This is a genomic window from Hymenobacter cellulosivorans (genome assembly GCF_022919135.1).
In the GTDB taxonomy this organism is placed as follows: domain Bacteria; phylum Bacteroidota; class Bacteroidia; order Cytophagales; family Hymenobacteraceae; genus Hymenobacter; species Hymenobacter cellulosivorans.
On the sequence record NZ_CP095049.1, the window covers coordinates 2,610,256 to 2,626,322 of the forward strand.

The following is a 16,067-nucleotide window of genomic DNA, read 5'->3' on the forward strand; positions in this document are numbered from 1 at the left end:
CTACGCCGCCGTATCGCCCACCTCATCCTCATCATCCACCATCACCCTCGCCAGCTTCTCGATATTCAAGCTTCTTGCCGAGGCGTCGAAAATCTCGCGGTAGGTGCCGCGCAGGTCGTAGAGTTGCTCGTGGGTGCCGCTTTCCACCATGCGGCCCTGCTTCATGACGTAGATACAGTCGGAGTCCACGATTTGGGCCAGGCTATGGGAGATGATGACCACCGTGCGGCCTTTCTTGATGGCGTCGAGGGAGTTTTTGATTTGCTCGGTGGCAATGGCGTCGAGGGAGGCGGTGGGCTCGTCGAGGAAGATGATGGGCGGATTTTTTAGGAACAGCCGGGCAATGGCAATGCGCTGCTGCTGGCCCCCGCTGAGCTGCTGGGCGTCGCTCTGGTAGCCCTTGGGCAGCTCCAGAATCTGCTCGTGGAGGTAGGCCTGCTTGGCCGCGGCCTGGATTTGCTCCAGCGTGGCGTCCATCACCCCGTAGCGGATGTTTTCCTCGATGGTACCCTTGAAGATGTGGTTTTTCTGAAGCACCAGCCCGATGCGCTGGCGCAGGGCGTGGGTGTCGTAGTCGGCCAGGGGGTGGCCGTCGAGCAGCATTTTGCCATGATCCGGCTCGTAGAATTTGCAGAGCAGGTTGATAATCGTGCTTTTACCGGCCCCGCTGAGGCCCACCAGGGCCGTGGTTTTGCCTTCCTCAATGGTCAGGCACACGTCGTGCAGGGCCTGGGTGCCGCTGGGGTAGGTGAAGTCCACGTTGCAAATCTCGAAGGTGCCGCGCAGCTGATCGGGTTGGATAGAGCCGGTTTTCTCGCGGGCATCGTCGGCGTCCAGGATGTCGAAGAAGCCCTCGGAGTAGGTCAGGGCCTCGTTCATCTCGTCGTAGATGCGGTGCAATTGCCGGATCGGGGCCGACACGTTGTTAAACAGCAAAATGTGGAACATAATGGCCCCAATGCTGATTTGCCGGTCGAGCACGAGGTAGGCCGTCAGGATGATGATGAGTACCACGCCGACCTGCTCGATAAAGGTTTTAAGCCCGTCGTAGAGGAAGTTGGTTTTGCGCGTCGCCAGCTGGGCTTCCTGCAGATTCTGCTGCACCTGGGCCTGTTTCTGCTCCTCGTAGTCTTCGCGCACGAAGCTCTTGATGACCACGGCCGAGTCAATCAGATTTACCAGGCCCTGGCTTTTGGCCTCCCGCAGTCCGCGCAGGGCCCGGCGGGTACCATTGAGCTTGTCGGCCTGCCGGTAGCTGATCCAGAAGTAGATGGGCAAAATACAGACGGCTACCAGGCCCACGTACACGTTGGCCATAAACATGACTACCAGGGCCACCAGGGCGTTGGCAAACAAAGGCAGGATATCGATAAAGAAGTTCTGCACCAGCTTCATCAAGCTCTCCACGCCCCGGTCGATGCGGGTCTGGAGCTTGCCAGCCTGGTTGCCGCTGTCAGAGTAAAAGCCCAGCTCGTAGCTCAGCAGCTTGTGAATGGCATCCTGCGAGAGGGTGCTCGACACGCTGATGCGGATTTTCTCCCCGTAAAACTTCTGCCCGAACTGGATGAAGGTGTTGATAACCTCCTTGCCCAGCAGCAGCCCGCTCACCCACAGCAGCATGTCCAGGCCCTGAGCCAAGCCAAGGTTGCGGTTGAGCAAGCCCTGTACCGTATCCACGGTGTAGCGCAGCACGAAGGGGTTGACCTGGGCCGCCAAGGAGCCCACCAGGGTCAGCAGCAGGGTGCTGATGACCAGGCGGCGGTAGGGCAGCACATAGGGGTAAAGGCGGCGGATTATTTCCCAAAGACTCATGAGCGGTAGCGCGGACGGTATGGTAGTGTCCGATTAGACGCGCGGGAGGGCGGTGGGGTTATTGGGTAATTAGCAAGTTAATGATTGCGCTCGTTCGATTAGCTCATCAAGCACCGCATTTCGGGAGGTAAGAAATCCATTAATAAAACTAATGTTGCCAACAAAGTTGGGCTTGTAATCGAAATTTGATACGTGCCATTCTGAGTCTGTATTATCAAAATTGAATTCAAGGTTATAGGGCAGAATGGCACAAACTTCATTATACGACTTGTGAATAATTTGGTTAATTAGAAATCTAATCTTAGGACTATGATCTGTTGGTTTGAATAGTGCTGTGGGCGTCCAAATAGTATTTACGCAACTTGTATATAGTCCTGCGAATACGTTATTATTATTGTCGTTTATCACAGGGAAATTTCCTTTTAATTCCACCGTGTTACGTGTCTTGTAATCTTTGTGGTCAAGTACGTGAGCTAGTGCGTATCCCTTTGGATTGATGTTGTCTGGCTTGCGATTTCTAAGCATGAAAGACCATACCCATTTAGGGTAGGTATTGTCGTCTAGACAGAAATGTGTATGACTTTTGCTTGGCTGCCTGTTATCGAAAGCTCGAACTTCGTCCCTGCCGAGTGGTCGTCTAATACCAGGAAAGGCGACGGGCGAATTGGGCCATAAATATGGGTTAGTGCTGATGCCTAGTTCCTCGAAAGCTTGTTTCAATTCAGTATATCTTCTGTTGTTGTCATCAACGATCCTGGTAACTATATCAGGATGCAAAAGCTGAATATGGGGTAATAGCGACTTAGCTAGTTCCAGTAGGACGGTTTCAGATGGAGTTTGCCAGGCGGGCCAATGTAATCGGGGCATGAGGTTCTAGGGAATAATAGAAAAAAGCAAAGGCGTAAGTTTAGCAAATGTGCGCCTATTGAGAGGTAACGTCGAATTGTTATCCCACCACCGCGTAGTGGTTCATTTCCTGAATACTCTGGTAAAACGGCTTCACCAGCTGAAAGAATGCGCCAAAGGCCGGGCTTTTGCGGAAGCCGTTGAGGTGGCGGTCTACCGAGGTCCACTCGATGCGCCAGATAAAGAGTTCGGGGTCTTCCTCGCAGTGGGTCAGCTCGTAGTGCAGGCAGTCGGGGGCCTGGGTGAGCAACTCGTTGGCCTTGCGCAGGGCCTCGATGAAGGCCGGCTGCTGCTCGGCGGCAATGCGGTAGCGAATGTATTCGACGGTCATGACAGGGATAGGAAGGTAGGCCCGGAAGATAAGTTTTTTGCCGGAATTTAGGCCCTGTTGCCGCTGATATTGAACTGATTACATGCTTGGTGCTTAGGTAATAGGCGGGTGACTGCGCTTATACTGGGCCAGCACGCGCTTCAGGTAAGTGTGCAGGGCAAAGTTCTGCCCAGCGGCGGGCAAATGTACTTTATAGCGGTTGCCGCCCGGGCCCAGGTTGAAGTCGACCGTAGCTGAAATGGCATCGGGTTCGGGTGGGGCGGGGAGGTGGTCGGGCGTCAGGTTGTGAGGGCCGGGCTGGGCGAATAGGGCTGTGGTCAGGGCGTAGAGCGTGTCCATCTGCCCGCGACGGAGCGCAATACGCATCGTGTCGCGCGGGTCAGCCAGCTTGCGCAACCGGCGGTGTGAATCATTGGAGGCCACGTATTTCACTACGTGCAAGGTGTGGGGCTGGAGCCGGCCCGGGTGCCAGCCAACCGGCTGGGCGGCGTAGTCGGGACGTAGGTTAGCCAGAATAAAGCGCTGCTGCAGGCTACCCGTGGAGTGCAGCAGGGTGACTTCAATGTTGAAGTCGTAGAACCGGGTGGGCCCCAGGGCTGGCGTATGCTGGGCGCAACTGCCGGCAAAAACGGCTATGCCGCAGTAGAGTAGTCGCTGTAGTCGCTTCATCGTCTCTGAAAATACGGCCGTTGGGCAGCAATTACCAGAAACATGGGACGAAAGACCGGTGCATAATTTCGTGTTGAGCTCCCTGCTGCTCAGTCGGATTGCTGCGTAGCCGAACGGTGAGCTCGGTAAAAGACGCAGTGGCTCTAACCATCAGTCGCCCCATTTTTCGCCGGTTGCATACAGGTCGAAGTCGATAGACAAATCGAGGTTGTTGAGGCGCTTTAGTAGCGGGGCGTTGAGGTGAAACCCGCCGAGCATGCTATTGCCGTTGTGAAAGTAGGAGGCAACCCGCAAGGTGCAGTCCGCCCGGGACGCCAGAGCCCGAATGCCGGCAGCATCCTGCTCCAGAAAATCAAGGAATAGGCCGAGCTTGTTTTCGAACGTGTCGGGCGGGGTATCCAGCGTGAAGTCGAGGCCACTTTCCTGGTGCCGGGCCCCACCCACCCGCCGCGGGTCGCCCATGTTCCACTGGGCCGAGGGCCGCAGCTTGGTCAGGGCCGCTAGCTCGGCTAAGGGCCGCGTTGCGGAGGTGGCCCGCAACCAAACGTCGTGGAATTCCTCGGTATCTACCCATAGAACCTCGGCGCCCGTCGGATCAAGGTACATGACGAAGTAAAACCGCTCATTTTCTACCGCTAGCCAGGCCATGTGCCTGCCGTCGGGCGTGGTCGTATTATGCAGGATGAGGGGCTGGCCCGCCTCGTAACGGATACGGTGAATAGCCAGAAACTGCTGGGTCACGCCAAAGCGTGGGGCGGCCAATTCCTGGGCAACTACCTCGGGGATGGTAAGCACAATTAACGCGGATAAATCAGGGAGAAGTGGTAATGCGGACAGCTGCCCCAGAAGCTGACGGCTAAGACGATATAGGCAATAATCCGATGGGTCGCCGAAGCATTCCACCACCATCTGGTTTTGGATGAACAACCGCACGTCGAGCTGAGAGGTAGCGCCAGTAGGGTACTGCCGGGAGGTTACCCGGGCCTGGAGCAAGGCTGGCTGTTTGGTCAGCAGCAGAACCTTGTCGTCTGTCGTAACGGTGCTGACGCCGTGCTGCTCGAACAAGACTTGCAACTGAGAATTTACATCCAACATGGGCTAGGGTAACAGCAGTAGAAGGGGTAGCGGTAATATAGCCCGGAAAACGCCAGTCACACCTCTATCCTTGAGCAAGTCTGGTTCCCAGGGCCGCTACATAAATCCGCCGCTGGCTGAGTGCCACGCCACCGGACGCCGGATTCGGGAGCTGCTCATACCCCCGGCAAGCTGCTGGCCTCAGTGGCGTAACGGCTCCGAAGGCGGCGGGTGGGAGGCACCTTTGCCGCTTAGAGGCCAACGTAAGCCGCCGCTTTACGTAAGCTGCCAGATTAACCGGTTGTCAACCACCGCCGGTAGTACCCTTAGTACCTTGCGCATGCCAAAGCTCTCCTGTATTCTGCTGGTCGACGATGATCCTATTACCAACTTTCTCAATCAGCGCCTGCTTGACGAATTAGAGTTGACCGACAAGCTACTGATTGCACTGAACGGAAAAGAGGCTATTAGTCTGCTTGAAGAGCACTGCATAGAACGGAAAAGCTGCCCGGTTTTGATTCTGCTGGACGTAAACATGCCCGTCATGAATGGGTTCGATTTTCTGGACGCCTACGCACAGTTACCTGTAGCCCAGCAGAGCCCCAGCGTGGTTATTATGCTGACTACCTCCCTGCACCCGCGTGACGTGCAGCGAGTCGAGCAACTGCACATCGGCGGATTTCTGAACAAGCCCCTGACCAAGGAAAAAGTAAGCGACATTCTAACGCAGCATTTCGGGCAGCAGCTGGCCGATTAGCTAAGCGCAACATCAGGTTTGGCAGGGGGAAGCTTGCGCCAGCTGAGCTGTATCTTGAGTAGTCGTACCGCGTTGCTGCAACGTTCAGCCCGGCCAGCCCCTCTTTGACAGTATATCAGCCCGCTTTTCTGCTTCTCGATGAACAAACTTCTTCTCTTAACGCTGGCCGGCGGCTTACTGCTGCGGCCCGGCCACGCCCAGCAAACCGAAAAAGTGGATGTGGCCGTCCTGGAAAAAATCAAGGATGAAGGCCTGAACCGCTCCAAGGTCATGGAAACGGCCTTTTACCTGACCGACGTAAGCGGTCCGCGCCTGGCCAACTCCGAAGGCTTGCAGCGGGCCAATGCCTGGACCAAGCAGCAGCTCACGAGCTGGGGTCTGGTCAACGCCAATATCGAGCCCTGGGGCACCTTCGGGCGCGGCTGGGACATCGAGAAGTCGTACGTGGCCATGACGGCGCCCTACTACCACGCCATGATTGGGGCGCCCAAAGCCTGGACCCCATCCACGGCGGGCCTCGTGAAAAAGCAGGTAGTGGTGGTAAAAGCCGCTACCGAAGCCGATCTGGATGCCTACAAAGGCCGGCTGCGCGACAAAATCGTGCTGACGGAAGTAGCCCAGCCGCCCAAAACCAGCTTCGAGCCCGATGCCCGCCGCTACACCGACGCCGAGCTGCAAAAGATGACCGAAGCGCCCACCGCCCCGGTAGCTTCCGCCGCCGATGCCGAGCGCCTGGCCGCCCGCCGCGCCCAAGCCACCCTCCGCGCCAAGATGGCCGACTTCTACCTCAGCGAAGGGGCCGTGGCCGTGCTTAGCAGCCGCGGGGGCTCCGAAGGCACGTTCTTTACCAGCAACGGCGCCCCTTATGCCCCCGATGCCAAACCCGTGCTGCCCGAAATGGAAATGGCCCCCGAAGACCAGCTCCGCTTGATTCGGCTGGCGGAAGCCGGTATTCCAGTGGAGCTCGAGCTCGAAACCCGCACCCGCTTTCAAACCCAGGACCTGAAAGGCTACAACGTAGTGGCCGAAATTCCGGGCACCGACCGGAAGCTGAAAAGTGAGGTCGTCATGCTCGGTGGCCACCTCGACTCCTGGCACGCCGCCAGCGGGGCCACCGACAATGCTGCCGGCTGCGCCATCATGATGGAGGCCGTCCGGATTCTGAAAGCCGCCGGCGTGCAGCCCCGCCGCACCATCCGCATTGCCCTGTGGGGTGAGGAGGAGCAGGGCCTGCACGGCTCGAAAAACTACGTGAAAAACCACTTTGCCGACCCGGCCACCATGCAGCTGCTGCCCGACCACGCCAAGTTGGCCGCCTACTTCAATCTGGACAACGGCGCGGGCAAGATTCGCGGCATCTACACCCAGGGCAACGAAGCGGTGATGCCCATTTTCACTGAGTGGCTCAAGCCCCTGGCCGAACTGGGTGCTACCACCATCACCAAGCGCAACACTGGCGGCACCGACCACCTCTCGTTCGACGCGGTGGGGCTGCCGGGTTTTCAGTTCATTCAGGACCCGCTCGACTACGGCACCCGCACCCACCACACCAACATGGACACCTACGAGCGGCTCCCGCCCAACGACCTTAAGCAGGCAGCCGTGGTAGTAGCTACGTTCGTCTACAACGCGGCCATGCGGGACCAGAAGTTGCCCCGCAAGCCCTTGCCCGCCGCCAGCAAGGCCCAATAAAGCCTCTGTTGCTAACGGCTTTGCCAACGCCCCGTCAGCTCGTCTGGCGGGGCGTTGTGCGTTTAGTGGAGCCTACTCTTTGCCGTTCGTCGCGTAGCTTAGGGGCCCGCCACCTCCGCTTTGTATGAAATTTCCCGCCCCTCTTTTCCTTTCACTGCTTGCTTTAGGATCGTGCCAGGTGCATAAGAATACATCTTCTACTTCTTCAACCACCACCGCCGCTGCCAGTGCGGTGCCGGTATGGCAGTCGGCGGCGTACACCGTGTACCCCGACTCGGTGGTGCAGGGGGCGCACGTGGCTCGGGCCGGGTCGCGCCGGGAACTGACTTCGAACTACCGGAGTCCGGCCAACGCGTTTCAGAGCCCGCGCATTAGCTTCAAGTTCAGCCTCAACGGCAAGGACAACGAAATGCCGCCCGGCCAGGACCACGTCATTGTGGCGCTGCCCAAGGCTGGGCAGCCCCTCGAAACGCCGGTTATCGTCTTTGGTCAGCAGTATGTGGATCAGGCTGCAGTGCCCACCGAAACCTACCTGGCGCCCAACACGCCGCTCAAGATTCGGTTGGATCTGCGGCCCATGCGGGCGGCGTTTCAGCGGCAGGGCTTTTATGAGCTCTACAATGGGCAGAAGCTGTATAAAGACGATTTCAAACACGTCTTTGTGGCCGGCAATACTGCCCCGCTCAGTTGGGACTTTGACAACCTAATCAACAAGCCCGGCCTGGAGCTAACCGACCCCGACGGCAACGGTATTTACGAAACCACGGTGGTGCTCAACGCCCATTCCGAGCAAGAGGCCACCGCCAGCCACTGGCAAGCCTCGCTCGACGTGACGGCCTTCCCTCAGCTCACGTCTGCCTACCCCTTGCTCGACGCGCTGTATAACCTGGCCCTGGAAGAAGCCAAGCGCGCTGTGGAGCCTGACGGCACGTTCCGCACCGGGAAGGAGTGGGCCGGCGTCTGGACGCGCGACATTAGCTACTCCATCATCCTGGCCCAGGCTGCTCTGCAACCCGAGGTAGCCAAAATCAGCCTGCTGCGCAAAGTCACGCCCCAGGGCCGTATCGTGCAGGACACCGGCACCGGCGGTGCCTACCCATGCTCCACCGACCGGATGATTTGGGCCGTAGCCGCCTGGGAAATCTACCTGACTACCGGCGACGAAGCCTGGCTCAAGCAAGTTTACCCGATTATCAAGAACTCCATCGAAGACGATGTGGTGAATGCCTACAACCCGCAAACCGGCCTGGTGCGCGGCGAGTCGTCGTTTCTGGACTGGCGGGAGCAAACCTACCCCAAGTGGATGCAGCCGGTGGATATTTATCAGTCGGAAACATTAGGCACCAACGCCGTGCATTTTCAGGCCAACCAGGTGCTGGCGCAGATGGCGGAAAGGCTGGGCGAAGCTACCGTGGCCCGCGCGGCCCAGGAGCGGGCCACACGGATAAAAAACGGCCTCAACCAGCACCTGTGGCTGGAAGACCAAGGCTACTACGGGCAGTTTCGCTACGGCCGCGTCTACCAGCACCTCTCGCCCAAAGCCGAGGCGCTGGGGGAAGCTCTGACGGTGCTTTTTGGTGTGGCCGAAGGCAGCCGTCCCCAGACGGTAATAACCCGCGCACCCGTCATGGACTACGGCATCCCCTGCATTTACCCGCAGATTTCGGGCATTCCGCCTTACCATAACAATGCCGTGTGGCCCTTCGTGCAAAGCTACTGGGGGCTGGCGGCAGCCAAAGTCGGTAATGAAGCCTCCTTCCTGGAAAGCCTGATGGCCGTGAGCCGGCCGGCGGCGTTGTTCTTGACCAACAAGGAAAACTTTGTGGCCAGCAACGGCGACTTTGCCGGCACCCAAATCAACAGCAGCAACATGCTCTGGAGCCTTTCCGGCGCACTGGGTCTGGTGTATAAGGGCCTGTTCGGCCTGGACTTTCAGCCCAATGGCCTCCGGTTTCAGCCGTTTGTGCCCCAAGCCTTGCAGGGCACGCGCCGGCTCACCGGCTTCCACTACCGGGGCGCGGTGCTCAACATTGAACTGGTAGGTTTCGGCCAGGGTATTACAAGTATTACTCTCGACGGGCAGCCTCTGCCGGACGCCACGCTGCCGGCCACGCTCACCGGCTTCCACGACGTCCGTATCGAGTTGCCCAATGTTGCCCTACCGGCCTCTACGCAGCATAAAGTAACCCATCATGTAGCCCCTATGACCCCGGCCGTGCGCTACGCCAACGGTCAGTTGACCTGGGCTCCAGTGGACGGTGCCCGGGCCTACCAGGTGCTGCGCAACGGCCAGTTTGCGGCCCGCACCACTACCCCCGAATTTGCCGTGCCAGCCGCTGCTAATTACGCCGAGTATCAGGTTTTCGCCATCGACGCCCAAAACCATGAGTCCTTCGCCAGTGAGCCGTTGGCCGTGCCGGTCGGGAAATTTCAGCGTATCTACGACCTGGGCAACGGCCGCTCAAAGTCCAGCAAGCCTTACCAAGGCTATACTGGCCAGGGTTTCGTGGAAATCAGCAAGAGCCGGAACAAGACGCTGGCTGTACCCGTCATAGTGACCGAGGCGGGCCTCTACGCCGTTGATTTTCGCTACGCCAACGGTAATGGACCCATTAACACCAGCAACAAGTGCGCTATCCGGACCCTACGCCGCGGCCGGCAGCTGCTGGGCACCGTAGTACTACCGCAGCGGGGGATAGACGAGTGGTCCGACTGGGGTTTTTCCAATCCTATCCTGGTGCGCCTGGAAAAAGGGGTGCACCCGCTCACGCTCACCTTCGAGGCGGCCAACGAGAATATGAACGGGGAAGTTAACCAGGCCCTACTCGACTACCTGCGCCTGACCAGAATTGACTAAGGCCCGATAAAGCAACAAAAAGGCCCGACAGGTAGCTGCCAGGCCTTTTTGTTGCTTTATCCGTTAGGAAAGCTTCTCCTTGAACAGGCGCAAGGTCCGGTCCCAGGCCAGCTTGGCGGCTTCGGCGTTGTAGCGGGCCGGGGAGGAGTCGTTGTTGAAGGCGTGGTTGGCGCCTTCGTATATAAACTGCTCGTAGGAAACGTGGGCAGCCTTCAGTGCAGCTTCGTAGGCAGCGGCCCCGGCATTTACCCGCTCATCGAGGCCGCCGTAGTGCAGCATCACGGCGGCTTTAATCATCGGCACGTCTTCGGCCTTGGGCTGCATGCCGTAGTAGGCCACGGCCGCGTTGAGCTGGGAATCATGTACGGCGAGCTGATTGGCCAGGGCCCCGCCCCAGCAGAAGCCCACGCAGCCGGTTTTACCGTTGCTGTCGGGGCGGCTGCGCAGGTAGTTCAGGGCCCGCAGGTAGTTGCCTAGGTTCTGCTGCGCGTCGAGCTTGCCAATCAGGGTACGGCCCTCGTCCTCGTTGGCCGGGGTGCCCCCAAACGGCGATAAGGCATCCACGCCCAAAGCCAGGTAGCCCGCCTTGGCCACGCGGCGCGTCACGTCCTTGATGTGGGGCGTCAGGCCGCGGTTTTCGTGAATCACCACCACCGCCCCGCGCTTTTTGCGGCCTTTGGGGCGCGCCAGGTAGCCTTTCATGGTCGAAGCATCCCCTGGCCAGGTTACGTCCTCAATCACCAGGTCTTTGTCGGATTCTTCCACCGTAGCGGCCTCCGCGTAGCCCGGATCCAGCACCGAGAGGGCCGTCATAGCCAGCGCCAGTCCACCAGTCAGCTTGATCAGCTGCTCCATAAATTCCTTGCGGGTCAGGGGTTTATGGGTATACTCGTCAAAAAGGTTGATAATGCGCTGGTCCATAAGGAGAATAGTGGGGCGGATGATTTACCTGTAATATAGGCAGAAGCAGGAGTTTGTTGTCGCAGTGAAAGGCGGCATTAACAGCAGGAAGCTCAACTGCCGCTGGCAGTTGAGCTTCCTAGTGAGGCTACCTGAGCTCGGGCTAGTTGTTCGTAGTGGGGCAGGGGCCTTTCGTATATAATTGTACTCCCGCGTTTTCTGCCTCGCACTTGTTGGAGTAGGTCTTGCCGTTGCAGCCACACAAAGGCTCGTACTCCTTGGTGCAGGGCCGGGCTTTTATCTTGGTTGAATCAACACAGTCGGGTCCAATCAGGCAAATGGTGGGCTCAGGCATTTTGGGCGACACTTCCGTCGGTTGACAAGCGCTAACCAAGCTGGCCACCAGGCTTAAAAGCAGTAAAGAACGTTTCATCGGCTGAAGCTAAAATAGATGGTGTATAAGCCGGAGCCTATAGCCAGCTTATAGGTTGCATTCCACCGCTCCTGATAGCCCACTATTCCTCCCGGTGCACCGTGTCCATCGAAAAGGCCGGCACGCAAATCGACCAGTATTCGCACTCGGCCTCGAAGGGGTTAGAGTAGCGCACCCGGGCCCCAGCCTTAATCAGCAACGACTCGCCGGCGCCCAGCTCTATTGTGTCGCCATCCACTTCGAACCGCTTGCGGCCCCGCACCACGATGGTAATTTCATCGAACTGCGGGTTCTGGTGGGGCTCACTCCACTGGGGCGGGGCCACCATGTGGGCCACGCTGTAGGTGCCCGTTTGGGTGCTGGCTAGCCCAATGTGTTCTTCGATGAGCTTGCCGTCGGTGGTGGGAACCCGGAAGGGGTTTTGCTGCCGGAAATACCGTTTTTCAGCCATAGTCAGGAGAAAGGTTATTTGGTGGTAGCGGCCGGGCACTCGCCCTTGGTAAAGGACGTAACGCCGGCATTGGTGGCCACGCAGGCATTAGAGTAGGTTTTGCCGTCGCAGCCGCACACGGGGTCGTACTGCATGGTACACACGGCATCAGTGCGCACTTTGGCCGGATCAATACAGGCCGGCGTGCTGGCCGTGGGCGTGGTGCGGTTGCAGGCTAGCAAAGAGAAAAACAGCCCTGTGGCTGCGGCAAATCGGAACATGACGAAAAAATAAGATGAGAACAGTACCTGAAACGAGGAAGCTGCAAATATGGGGTAGGAGAGTAGATATTTTACTTTGACTATTTTTAGCTTGCGCCTATAACCCCGGTGGCCGGCCTTCGTATAGGCAGGCAGACTGGCCCCAGAGCGGCTGAGCTTACTTTCCGTATGCCGCCCCTGCCCGACTGCCTAACCCGCACGAACTAGTCCGACCAACCACTGTTCAATTGTTCACCCCATTCTCCCTAACACCATGTCGTATCACGAAGAAGACAACTCGGGTAAAATCCTTTTGGCTGCTCTGGCTGGCGCTGGCGCCGGTATCATTGCTGGTTTGCTGATGGCTCCCGATAAAGGCAAAGCAACCCGCGAAAACCTGCGTAGCGCAGCTACCAAATACAGCGGCACGCTGGGCGAGCAGCTCTCGAAATATGGTGAAGAGCTGGATTCCAAATTCAAAGGCTACGTAGAAAAGCTCGAAGATCTGGGCATCACCGGCGTAGGCAGCAGCCTGAACCTGAAAGGTGACTGGAACGAGTCGAAAGGTAAGCTGAAGCAGCAGTACGCTCAGCTGACCGACGAAGACCTGGAGTACACCGAAGGCAAAGGCGACGAGCTCGTAGGCCGTCTGCAGAGCAAGCTGGGCAAAGGCAAGCGTGAAATCACGAAACTGCTGAACGACCTGTAAGCCACTTGCGGCTTTCGCTCCCTCGAAACGGCCTTGCTCCAACTGCGGAGCAAGGCCGTTTTTCGTAAAACCTTCGGTATATATCCGCGTTTAGATTTTCACGGCTGCCCGCTAGGCGCCGTACCACACCTCAGACCCTACCTTTTCACTGCCTAGTATCAGTTTTGTATGAAAGACAACAATGGTAAAGTAATTCTCTCCCTGCTGGCCGGCGCCACCGCGGGAGTAGTAGCCGGCTTGCTGCTGGCCCCCGAAACCGGCGAGGAAACCCGCACCGGCCTGAAGAAGTCGGCTTCCAAGTGGACCGACGACCTGGGCAAGCTGCTCAAAGATACCTTGGCCAACATCCAGCTCGCCAAGCCCGCTGATGCTGCCACCGATGCTACCCAGGAAAGCCGCAGTGCTGCCGACGACGTGCTTAGCTCCATGAGCCAGGACACCGGCACGGGGGCCAGCTCCCACGCCACGACGGCCGCCAACACGCCTGGCGCTACCGAGGAAACTATCAACCCGGAAGCCTCAGGGACGAGCGAGTACGGCAAGTCGCTGTAATTTTTTTCGGCGGTTTGTAACCTTGTGGTAGCGGCCCCGTTAAAGACAATACAACGAGCTTGAAAGAAGGTCGGAGAAGCTGATAAAGCAAAATTGCCGGCAGTAGGAGCTTCTAGTGGTAACGGTTTAAGTACCCCTAGCAAAATCAGACTAGCCTATCGCACATTTCTTTATCGTGCCCCGATTGGAAGGGTAAGTAAGTTGTATCAAAGAAAAGCCTCCCGCGATTTTACGCGGGAGGCTTTTCGATTTTCAGGAGGTTTGCGCAGGCTGGTGCCCCGCCCTCGGGCTGCGGCAGGAGCTACCACCAATTCCGGCGTTAGGTACCGGCGGCTTTCGGGGTAGGATATCCTTGTGTTTAGAAAAAAACGGCCTAGAGTAGGCGGACGGGCCGATTTGAAATATTTTTTCGGTCCGTCCGTAACCTTACTTCCCTGCTCCCGTTAAAGCTAACATAACCGACTTATACGAAGTTGGGATGTCTTGAAAGCAAAATTGCCCGCTGTAGAGCTTCTACTAGAAATTCAAAACCTCCGGTAGCAAAATCGTACAGAACTGTCGGTAAGCTTCTTTTAGGAATCCCGTTAAGACATCAATAGGTTAGTTATCAAAAGAAAAGCCTCCTGCGACATTACGCAGGAGGCTTTTCGACGTTTAGGCCCCACCCAGGTACCCAGCCAGTGGGAACTCCGCAGGATTCTTCGTTAGGCTGCCCCAGGCGTTCTGGACCACCCGAAGTTTCTCTGGTGGCCCACTACACTTGTCGTGGGGCATCCTAATTTTCTCGACTGGCCTACTACAATTGTCGCGGGCCATCCTAGGTTTTTCGGGTGCTCCGCGGAGGTTGTCGCGGAGCACCCGAGGTTTCTTGGGTGGCCAAAAACAAGTGTCCCGGACCATCCGAGGTTTCTCGGGTAGTCCGGGACAAGTGTCGTAAGCCTTCCGAAGTTTCTCGGGTGGCCCACAAAAGGTCTGGCGCGTTACTCGCCGCCTTCCGGCTTGGGCGCGTTTTCCGACTTGCTATACTCGGGCTTCATCTGGGGAAAGAACAACACGTCCTGAATCGAGTTGGAGTTGGTCATAATCATCGAGAGGCGGTCGATGCCGATGCCCAGGCCGGCCGTGGGTGGCATGCCATACTCCAGGGCCCGCAGGAAGTCCTCGTCGAGCACCATAGCCTCGGTGTCGCCACGCTTACCCAGCTCCAGCTGGTCTTCGAAGCGCTGCCGCTGGTCGATGGGGTCGTTCAGCTCCGAGAAGGCGTTGCAGATTTCCTTGCCGTTGCAAATAGCCTCGAAACGCTCCACCAAACCCGGCTTCGAGCGGTGCTTCTTGGCCAGCGGCGACATTTCCACGGGGTAGTCGGTGATAAACGTGGGCTGAATCAGCTTGGGCTCCACGTGCTCCCCGAAAATTTCGTCGATGATTTTGGCTTTACCCATGCTCGGGTCGAGGCCCACTTTGAGCTCCTTGGCCGCGGCCCGCAGCTCGTCCTCGCTCTTGCCATCGATGTTAAAGCCAGTGAAGTGCTCAATGGACTCAGCCATGGTGAAGCGTTTCCAGGGACGCTGAAAGTTGATGAGGTTCTCGCCCACTTTCACTTCGGTTTTGCCGTGCAAGGCTAAGGCTACGCGCTCCACCATTTCCTCCACCAGGTCCATCATCCAGTAGTAGTCCTTGTAGGCTACGTAGAGCTCCATCTGGGTGAACTCCGGGTTGTGGAAGCGGCTCATGCCCTCGTTGCGAAAATCCTTCGAGAATTCATAGACCCCATCGAAGCCGCCCACGATGAGACGCTTGAGGTACAGCTCGTTGGCAATGCGCAGATACAGCGTCATGTCCAGCGTGTTGTGGTGGGTCTTGAAGGGGCGGGCGGCGGCACCACCGTAGAGGGGCTGCAGGATCGGGGTTTCGACTTCGAGGTAGCCTTTGTCGTTGAGGTAGTTGCGCATGGCCTGCACCAGCTGGGTCCGCTTAATGAAAGCGTCGCGCACGTGCGGGTTCACCACCAAATCCACGTAGCGCTGCCGGTAGCGGGCCTCGGGGTCGGTAAAGGCGTCGTAAATAGTTTCTTTGCCAGTAGCTTCATCTACCACCCGACGTACCACGGGAAGGGGGCGCAGGCTTTTGCTGAGCACCGTCAGGCCCGTTACGTGCACGGAGGTTTCACCCACCATGGTCTTAAACACGTGGCCTTTCACCCCGATAAAGTCACCCAAGTCGAGCAGTTTCTTGAACACGGTGTTGTACAGCTCCTTGTCTTCGCCGGGGCAGATTTCGTCCCGGTTGATGTAGAGCTGAATGCGGCCCGAGGCGTCCTGCAGCTCGGCAAACGAGGCCTTGCCCTTCACCCGCACCGACATCAGCCGGCCCGCCAGGCTTACTTCCTGGAAGTTATTAAGCTCGGGGTGGTAGTTGTCGAGGATTTCCTGGGCATAGAAGTTGACATCGAATAGCTCGGACGGATACGGCTCAATGCCGAGCTTTTGGAGTTCCTCCAGCTTCTGGCGGCGTATCTGTTCCTGTTCGCTGAGGTGCTGCATGAGAATGGTCGTTTATAAGCCTGCAAAGGTAGTCTGAAACCTAGATTATAACAGTTTGTTACATCAGCCTGTCCAAAAGAACGTCATGGCGACCAGCAGGAGACATCTCCCATACCATGGTAATCTAAATGCCATTACAACA

The 16,067-nt window shown here is 57.7% G+C and carries 14 protein-coding genes; 5 read left to right on the forward strand and 9 right to left on the reverse strand.

What is annotated here, in order from left to right; translation table 11 throughout:
• From MUN80_RS11000 to MUN80_RS11015, 4 genes are all read right to left on the reverse strand, one after another.
• Positions 1 to 1,812, reverse strand: coding sequence for an ABC transporter ATP-binding protein (locus MUN80_RS11000; protein WP_244723684.1), 1,812 nt, complete (start codon positions 1,810 to 1,812; stop codon positions 1 to 3).
• Positions 1,813 to 2,758: 946 nt separating this feature from the next.
• Complete coding sequence (locus MUN80_RS11005) at positions 2,759 to 3,049, reverse strand: putative quinol monooxygenase (RefSeq protein WP_244723686.1); 291 nt, start codon at positions 3,047 to 3,049, stop codon at positions 2,759 to 2,761.
• Between the two features lie 93 nt (positions 3,050 to 3,142).
• Positions 3,143 to 3,718: a hypothetical protein gene (locus MUN80_RS11010; protein WP_244723688.1), complete on the reverse strand. Its 576-nt coding sequence runs from the start codon at positions 3,716 to 3,718 to the stop codon at positions 3,143 to 3,145.
• Between the two features lie 150 nt (positions 3,719 to 3,868).
• Positions 3,869 to 4,813, reverse strand: a complete 945-nt coding sequence (locus MUN80_RS11015) for a DUF4279 domain-containing protein (protein WP_244723690.1) — start codon at positions 4,811 to 4,813, stop codon at positions 3,869 to 3,871.
• A 319-nt stretch (positions 4,814 to 5,132) separates the two neighbouring features.
• On the opposite strand from MUN80_RS11015, the gene MUN80_RS11020 reads away from it, so the two are divergent.
• The 3 genes from MUN80_RS11020 to MUN80_RS11030 all read left to right on the forward strand — a co-directional run bounded on the left by MUN80_RS11020 (position 5,133) and on the right by MUN80_RS11030 (position 10,098).
• Positions 5,133 to 5,549, forward strand: coding sequence for a response regulator (locus MUN80_RS11020; RefSeq protein WP_244723692.1), 417 nt, complete (start codon positions 5,133 to 5,135; stop codon positions 5,547 to 5,549).
• A 138-nt stretch (positions 5,550 to 5,687) separates the two neighbouring features.
• Entirely contained in the window at positions 5,688 to 7,241 is a 1,554-nt protein-coding gene (locus MUN80_RS11025) for a M28 family metallopeptidase (protein WP_244723695.1), read from the forward strand.
• A gap of 178 nt (positions 7,242 to 7,419) precedes the next feature.
• On the forward strand, positions 7,420 to 10,098 hold the full coding sequence (locus MUN80_RS11030; RefSeq protein WP_244723698.1) for an alpha-L-rhamnosidase-related protein: 2,679 nt from the start codon (positions 7,420 to 7,422) through the stop codon (positions 10,096 to 10,098).
• 63 nt (positions 10,099 to 10,161) lie between these two features.
• Here MUN80_RS11030 and MUN80_RS11035 read toward each other — a convergent pair whose 3' ends face one another.
• From MUN80_RS11035 to MUN80_RS11050, 4 genes are all read right to left on the reverse strand, one after another.
• Positions 10,162 to 11,019 carry a dienelactone hydrolase family protein gene (locus MUN80_RS11035; protein ID WP_244723701.1) on the reverse strand — a complete coding sequence of 286 codons (858 nt, stop codon included), beginning with the start codon at positions 11,017 to 11,019 and terminating at the stop codon, positions 10,162 to 10,164.
• Between the two features lie 142 nt (positions 11,020 to 11,161).
• The gene (locus MUN80_RS11040; RefSeq protein WP_244723704.1) at positions 11,162 to 11,431 is read right to left on the reverse strand and encodes a Kazal-type serine protease inhibitor family protein; all 270 of its coding nucleotides are present in this window, start codon (positions 11,429 to 11,431) and stop codon (positions 11,162 to 11,164) included.
• A gap of 82 nt (positions 11,432 to 11,513) precedes the next feature.
• Positions 11,514 to 11,882: a cupin domain-containing protein gene (locus tag MUN80_RS11045; RefSeq protein WP_244723707.1), complete on the reverse strand. Its 369-nt coding sequence runs from the start codon at positions 11,880 to 11,882 to the stop codon at positions 11,514 to 11,516.
• 14 nt (positions 11,883 to 11,896) lie between these two features.
• A complete protein-coding gene (locus tag MUN80_RS11050) occupies positions 11,897 to 12,142 on the reverse strand; it encodes a Kazal-type serine protease inhibitor domain-containing protein (RefSeq protein WP_244723709.1) in 246 nt (81 codons plus the stop codon).
• A gap of 253 nt (positions 12,143 to 12,395) precedes the next feature.
• On the opposite strand from MUN80_RS11050, the gene MUN80_RS26100 reads away from it, so the two are divergent.
• Positions 12,396 to 12,830: a YtxH domain-containing protein gene (locus tag MUN80_RS26100; protein ID WP_311136285.1), complete on the forward strand. Its 435-nt coding sequence runs from the start codon at positions 12,396 to 12,398 to the stop codon at positions 12,828 to 12,830.
• Between the two features lie 168 nt (positions 12,831 to 12,998).
• Entirely contained in the window at positions 12,999 to 13,382 is a 384-nt protein-coding gene (locus MUN80_RS11065; protein ID WP_244723712.1) for a YtxH domain-containing protein, read from the forward strand.
• Positions 13,383 to 14,362: 980 nt separating this feature from the next.
• On the opposite strand, the gene lysS is transcribed toward MUN80_RS11065, so the two are convergent.
• Positions 14,363 to 15,925: a lysine--tRNA ligase gene (gene lysS, locus MUN80_RS11070; RefSeq protein ID WP_244723714.1), complete on the reverse strand. Its 1,563-nt coding sequence runs from the start codon at positions 15,923 to 15,925 to the stop codon at positions 14,363 to 14,365.
• Between the last annotated feature and the right edge of the window lie 142 nt (positions 15,926 to 16,067).

Bases quoted from the DNA above. Each gene is read 5' to 3' on its own strand.
- MUN80_RS11025 (WP_244723695.1), top strand. From the start codon at position 5,688: ATGAACAAACTTCTTCTCTTAACGCTGGCCGGCGGCTTACTGCTGCGG.
- MUN80_RS11010 (WP_244723688.1), bottom strand. From the start codon at position 3,718: ATGAAGCGACTACAGCGACTACTCTACTGCGGCATAGCCGTTTTTGCC.
- MUN80_RS11005 (WP_244723686.1), bottom strand. From the start codon at position 3,049: ATGACCGTCGAATACATTCGCTACCGCATTGCCGCCGAGCAGCAGCCG.
- MUN80_RS11065 (WP_244723712.1), top strand. From the start codon at position 12,999: ATGAAAGACAACAATGGTAAAGTAATTCTCTCCCTGCTGGCCGGCGCC.
- MUN80_RS11035 (WP_244723701.1), bottom strand. From the start codon at position 11,019: ATGGACCAGCGCATTATCAACCTTTTTGACGAGTATACCCATAAACCC.
- MUN80_RS11020 (WP_244723692.1), top strand. From the start codon at position 5,133: ATGCCAAAGCTCTCCTGTATTCTGCTGGTCGACGATGATCCTATTACC.
- MUN80_RS11045 (WP_244723707.1), bottom strand. From the start codon at position 11,882: ATGGCTGAAAAACGGTATTTCCGGCAGCAAAACCCCTTCCGGGTTCCC.
- MUN80_RS11000 (WP_244723684.1), bottom strand. From the start codon at position 1,812: ATGAGTCTTTGGGAAATAATCCGCCGCCTTTACCCCTATGTGCTGCCC.
- lysS (WP_244723714.1), bottom strand. From the start codon at position 15,925: ATGCAGCACCTCAGCGAACAGGAACAGATACGCCGCCAGAAGCTGGAG.
- MUN80_RS26100 (WP_311136285.1), top strand. From the start codon at position 12,396: ATGTCGTATCACGAAGAAGACAACTCGGGTAAAATCCTTTTGGCTGCT.
- MUN80_RS11050 (WP_244723709.1), bottom strand. From the start codon at position 12,142: ATGTTCCGATTTGCCGCAGCCACAGGGCTGTTTTTCTCTTTGCTAGCC.
- MUN80_RS11015 (WP_244723690.1), bottom strand. From the start codon at position 4,813: ATGTTGGATGTAAATTCTCAGTTGCAAGTCTTGTTCGAGCAGCACGGC.
- MUN80_RS11040 (WP_244723704.1), bottom strand. From the start codon at position 11,431: ATGAAACGTTCTTTACTGCTTTTAAGCCTGGTGGCCAGCTTGGTTAGC.